This is a genomic window from Stutzerimonas kunmingensis (assembly GCF_032106285.1).
Classification (GTDB): domain Bacteria; phylum Pseudomonadota; class Gammaproteobacteria; order Pseudomonadales; family Pseudomonadaceae; genus Stutzerimonas; species Stutzerimonas kunmingensis_B.
In genome coordinates, this window is the sequence record NZ_DAMCPO010000061.1 from 1 (window position 1) to 5,008 (window position 5,008).

Genomic DNA, 5,008 nt, shown 5'->3' on the forward strand with positions numbered 1-5,008 from the left:
CCCTGGGTCAAATTTCAATCGGCAGGGTGGGTCAATTTTCCATCAGCGCCAACACTTTACCTTCCTCGGCTTCACCTTTAGGCCGAGGAAGGCGCTCAGCAAACAAGACCAGCTCTTCACGAGCTTCCTTCCGGGAGCGAGTGCGGATGCCTTAAAGCGGATGCGGCAAGCGGTACGCAGGTGGCGACTCAATCGCCAAACCCACGTGACGCTGGTCGACGTGGCTCGGCTCTACAATCCAGTGATACAGGGGTGGTGGCAATACTATGGCTCGTTCTATCGGACAGCCATGCTTGGCATCTTCCAGCACATTGACCGCGCGCTTGAACGCTGGGCCCGACGAAAATACAAGGCCCTTCATAGGCGCAAGCGGCGCATTAGCCAATGGCTGGACAAGATGCGGACTGTGGTACCCCGGCTGTTTCATCACTGGCGAGTGACCGGGCAGCAAGGTTGGATAACGGGAGCCGTATGACGCGAGAGTGTCACGTACGGTTCTGCGAGCGGCTGCGGGGGCAGTTCCCGCGGCCGACTCACCATTTCGGCATGAAGGCGCACATCGGTGTGGATGCTGACACAGGTCTGGTTCACAGCCTCGTAGGCACACCTGCCAACGCTGCTGATGTCACTCAGGTAGACAAGTTGCTGCACGGCGACGAAACTCATGTGTGCGGTGATGCTGGTTACACCGGCGTCCAGAAACGGGACGAGCATAAGGAACGCAAGTCCGTGGTCTGGTCGATTGCCGTGCGTCCTGGCAAGCTCAAGACGTTGAGCAAAACCAAGCTGATTGAGAAAGGGTTACGCCGAATCGAACGCGCCAAAGCCAGCACCCGGGCCAAGGTCGAGCACCCGTTCCGGGTGATCAAATGCCAGTTTGGCTTTACCAAGGTGCGTTACAAAGGTTTGGCCAAGAATACCGCCCAGCTGCATACCCTGTTTGCCTTGGCGAACCTGTGGATGGCCCGAAAGCAGTTGTTGAGCGCGGGATAAATCCGCCCGGAGTTTCGGGTATGGCGGCCTGACAGGCCGAAAGCGGGCTTAAACACCCCCAAAGCGTGACCAGGCTCGATGAAATCGTTCCCGAAATGATTTTTTGCGCGTTGAGGTCAGAATCGCCGCCAGCGGGGTCAGTTCTTCAGACGTTCCTTAGAGAATAACCAGTAGTCGACTGTCTCTTAGAACGACAGTCGACTATTTATTAAATATTGAAAATACAGAAAGTAATTTACTTCACTTCCACGATGCCTCTTCATTTGGCTCTCAGAGTCAACCACCCAAGAAACATCCATTTGACAATCAGGCCCGTTATCGGTGGCAAGAAAACCCATTGTGCAAGAGGAATTACCCCTGTGCCTGTCCATGTGACTACCGGCATTAACTCGCTATAATTCCATCTTAAACCTGCCGAACCATCCAGGCCTCCAGGTCCGGTTCCCAGGTCCAGTATTCGGTTTCGATACGCATGGTGAAACGGTCGTGGTTGCTGTCCGACCACAGGGTGGCCTCCATCCCCTCAATCAATGATTCCGCCGAGGGCGCACGACCCAGCGCACTGCCCGGAAAAACACTTAGAAAAGCCACCACCCATAAGCATTTCATACGCTGCCTCCTTGAGTTAATCGTCTGATTACCCAGAGAAATCAGAGCCCACTCCTTTCAGACCATGCCTCATAGATCCGCTTGTCCCATTTGCTCTGGAAATAGGCGATAGCGGCTTTTTGATCGTCCCTGGAGAGCTCGTCTGCGAAGGCCGGCATTTTCCCACCCATGGGGGCGCCACCTTGACTAATTGTACCCATCAGCGTGTCGAAGGAATGGTGCCAGGCATGACCTGTTCCGTTGAGCGGTGGCGGCGGGTAAGAGCCATCCTTCAGAGTCTTTTTCCAATTGAAAGCGCCTTGGGCATTGCCGCCATGGCAGCTTGCGCAGTTGTCGTCGAACACCACTGCGCCGCGCTCGACCTGGGCCTGTGTGTACCAGCGGTCATCCACCGTCTTACCGCAGCCGCTGATTAGTGCGACCGCAAGAACGCCTATTGAGATAGTTGCCCCATGCATCATTCTTGTTCCTCGATTCCTCAATTGAGGAATAAAACGGGGAGTTCTGGCTGCATAGGCCCGCCAATCGGAGCCGAACGTTTTTTCTGTTTCACGCTCCTCATACAAAGACAGGCGCGAGTACATCCACACCAGCACCGGGAACATGGCCAGCGTCAGCAGCGTGGGCCATTGTAACAGAAAACCGAACATGATGAGCACAAAGCCGGAATATTGGGGGTGGCGAACGTGGGCATACAGGCCGGTTGTGGCCAACTGCCCTGCCTTTTGCGCGGCATACAGGGTACGCCAGCCAGCCGCAATCAGATAAAACCTAAGTAGTGTCTTAATCGAGAAGTGCCTGACCGTACTCTCACAACTAGGGCCTGTGGAACACATCAAAGTCTGAAGCAGGATTGAACCCGTATCGATTACGCCCAGCGAACCGCTGAGTGGATCTCTCAAGCGTATGCAGGTAAACGGGCGGCAACAGACCATTGAAGTGCCGTTCATTGACCCTGCCGGAGCCGGTCAGAAGTATTGGCAGCCTCTGGCCGTTAGCGCCCCTTGCCCTAGCTAACCATCCTTGTCTTCCCGTACGAGGAGGACAACCCCATGAATAATAATGCTACCTACAGCCATCAGCCCTGGGACAAAGTAAAATTGATCGGGCAGAAAGCGCCGCTCCGCCTTAGAGATATCTGGGCGATTCGGTTGCGGCTGCAAATCGCCAACAAAACCCGAGATCTGGCGCTCTTCGACTTAGCCATTGACAGTAAATTGCGAGCCTTTTACTTAACCAGGCTCCGTGTTCGTGATGTTGCCCATGGTAAGCACGTTGCATCGCGAGCCATCGTGATGCAACAGAAAACCCAGAGACCAGTTCAGTTCCTGATCACAGAGCAAACAAGGACGGCTCTCGAAACTTGGATGCACCAGGCACAGCTCCGCAGCGAGGACTATCTTTTCCCGAGCCGGCTGCGCCCCTCTGAACACCTATCCACTCGGCAATACGCTCGTATCGTTAAAGCTTGTGTGAAGGTTATTGGTCTTGATCCTGCCATGTATGGCATTCACACAATGAGACGTACCAAGGCTTCCCTGATCTATCGCAGGACGAAAAACTTGAGAGCGGTTCAACTGCTGCTCGGTCATACGAAGCTGGAAAGCACTGTCCGATACCTCGGGACCGAGATAGACGACGCCTTGGAGATGGCGGAGCTTACCGAAGTTTGACCGTGCGATGCATAGCGACGGCCACGGCCAAGCCGTCGCTAACCGGCCAATAGAGCTCGTTCGCAAAGGTCAACGGCTGCGTAGCGTCAGACTTTCGCTTGCGACCGACGCTACCAATCGCCGCCGCCAAAATAAGTTTGCTCCCGCGGAATATATACGCACGCGGTTCGTCCTGACTGCACACAACGCACTTCAGGATCGAGCGATGACAACCAAAGCGCTACCGACATACCCAACTGCCCAGCTAGTACTGTTTCTCAGTGTTTTAGCTTGCAGCACCACCGCTTTCGCTTGTGAAGGTCATACGGACCACTCTTCAGCACCATCTGGTTTTGTAGCGGATAACGATGCTGCCATGGCACGCATGATGGAAGCCATGCACGTATCTCCAACAGGCGACGTTGATCGCGATTTCGTTGAGATGATGGTTCCGCACCATCAGGGTGCGATAGACATGGCGCAAGCCATGCTCCGCTACGGGACTAGCGAACCCCTGAAGCGCTTAGCTCAAGAAATCATCATCACTCAGGAGCAAGAAATCTTTGCAATGAGACTCGCTATCGGCGATCCATTGCCGACACAAACTACTGCTTCGGTTCAGCAATCTCCTACCAATCCGCACCATACCCCCCACTAAATCGGAGCTATCTATGACACATCGCTTACGTCTCCGCGCGGCGATTGCGGCCGCCTTGGTAACGCTCTCGGCGCCATTGTTCGCTGGACAAGTTCCCGGCTCAACCAACAAGCCCGACATCCCAATCAGCCATCGTGACCGTGTTTATGCTGCAGAACAATTTTCCAATACGGTTTCTGTTACTGACCCAGCCAGCAATGAACTGTTGGGGGTAATACGTCTTGGCGATCCACAGCCGGGAAATCTCAGTCCTTTGTATCGTGGCCAGGTATTAGTACATGGTTTGGGCTTCTCACCGGATCACCGCACGCTAGCGGTCGTTTCAATCGGCTCAAATTCGGTCAGCTTTATTGATACTGCAACCAACTCAATCAAGCACGTGACTTATCTAGGCCGTTCACCTCACGAAGCTTTTTTTACCCCTGACGGGAAGGAAGTGTGGGTGACAGTCCGCGGGGAAGATTACATCGCTGTGATCGATACGAAGACCTTTGAGCAGAAGACACGGATCAAAGTCCCCGCGGGGCCTGGAATGCAGATATTTTCTCCGGACGGTAAGTACGGATATGTCTGCTCGTCATTCAGCCCTGAAACTAGCGTAATCGATCTAGCTAACCATAAGGTTGTCGGAACGCTCCCACAGGCAAGCCCTTTCTGCCCCGATCTAGCAGCGTCCCCCGACGGCAAACAGCTATGGCTTACTCTCAAAGATGTTGGCAAGGTCCAGGTATTTGACGCAAGGCCACCCTTCAAGCTGATGCGGACACTTGATACGGGACCTATAACCAACCACGTTAATCTCGCTCACGTTGATGGGCGTACCCGAGCATATGTCACCGTGGGTGGTCTCAATCAGGTTCAAGTATTCGACACTGACACTTTCGACCTTCTGACTACGATCGACGTAGGGCATCTTCCGCATGGTCTTTGGCCATCTGGTGACGGCAGTCGTATGTACGTTGGTTTAGAAAATGCTGATGCGCTCGCTGTAATTGACACCAAGACGAATAAGGTCGTAAAAAACATCGCGATAGGCCAAGCACTGTTGCCGCTGACCGAAAACTGACCCAGTAGAGGCTGTTCTGCCGACTGAAAA

6 protein-coding genes and 2 pseudogenes are annotated in these 5,008 nt (G+C 54.0%); 5 read left to right on the forward strand and 3 right to left on the reverse strand.

What is annotated here, in order from left to right:
• Together RT582_RS22250 and RT582_RS22255 are read left to right on the forward strand one after the other, a co-directional pair.
• Nucleotides 1-475 (forward strand): group II intron maturase-specific domain-containing protein (locus RT582_RS22250; protein ID WP_313480064.1); only part of this gene is annotated, 475 nt, incomplete at its 5' end.
• Nucleotides 476-534: 59 nt separating this feature from the next.
• Nucleotides 535-993: pseudogene (locus RT582_RS22255) on the forward strand (IS5 family transposase); the annotation flags it as partial.
• A gap of 405 nt (nucleotides 994-1,398) precedes the next feature.
• Here the strand turns inward: RT582_RS22255 and RT582_RS22260 are convergent.
• The 3 genes and pseudogenes from RT582_RS22260 to RT582_RS22270 form a co-directional block, all read right to left on the reverse strand.
• A complete protein-coding gene (locus RT582_RS22260; RefSeq protein WP_046163975.1) occupies nucleotides 1,399-1,602 on the reverse strand; it encodes a hypothetical protein in 204 nt (67 codons plus the stop codon).
• A gap of 41 nt (nucleotides 1,603-1,643) precedes the next feature.
• On the reverse strand, nucleotides 1,644-2,063 hold the full coding sequence (locus tag RT582_RS22265) for a c-type cytochrome (RefSeq protein WP_202634178.1): 420 nt from the start codon (nucleotides 2,061-2,063) through the stop codon (nucleotides 1,644-1,646).
• 9 nt (nucleotides 2,064-2,072) lie between these two features.
• Nucleotides 2,073-2,372 (reverse strand): annotated as a pseudogene (locus RT582_RS22270) (methyltransferase family protein); the annotation flags it as partial.
• Nucleotides 2,373-2,654: 282 nt separating this feature from the next.
• Between RT582_RS22270 and RT582_RS22275 the strand changes: the two are divergent.
• The 3 genes from RT582_RS22275 to RT582_RS22285 all read left to right on the forward strand — a co-directional run bounded on the left by RT582_RS22275 (nucleotide 2,655) and on the right by RT582_RS22285 (nucleotide 4,978).
• Nucleotides 2,655-3,275 carry a tyrosine-type recombinase/integrase gene (locus tag RT582_RS22275; RefSeq protein ID WP_045431009.1) on the forward strand — a complete coding sequence of 207 codons (621 nt, stop codon included), beginning with the start codon at nucleotides 2,655-2,657 and terminating at the stop codon, nucleotides 3,273-3,275.
• Nucleotides 3,276-3,480: 205 nt separating this feature from the next.
• Nucleotides 3,481-3,912: a DUF305 domain-containing protein gene (locus RT582_RS22280; protein ID WP_045432266.1), complete on the forward strand. Its 432-nt coding sequence runs from the start codon at nucleotides 3,481-3,483 to the stop codon at nucleotides 3,910-3,912.
• Nucleotides 3,913-3,925: 13 nt separating this feature from the next.
• The gene (locus tag RT582_RS22285; RefSeq protein ID WP_313480068.1) at nucleotides 3,926-4,978 is read left to right on the forward strand and encodes a YncE family protein; all 1,053 of its coding nucleotides are present in this window, start codon (nucleotides 3,926-3,928) and stop codon (nucleotides 4,976-4,978) included.
• Nucleotides 4,979-5,008: the final 30 nt, after the last annotated feature.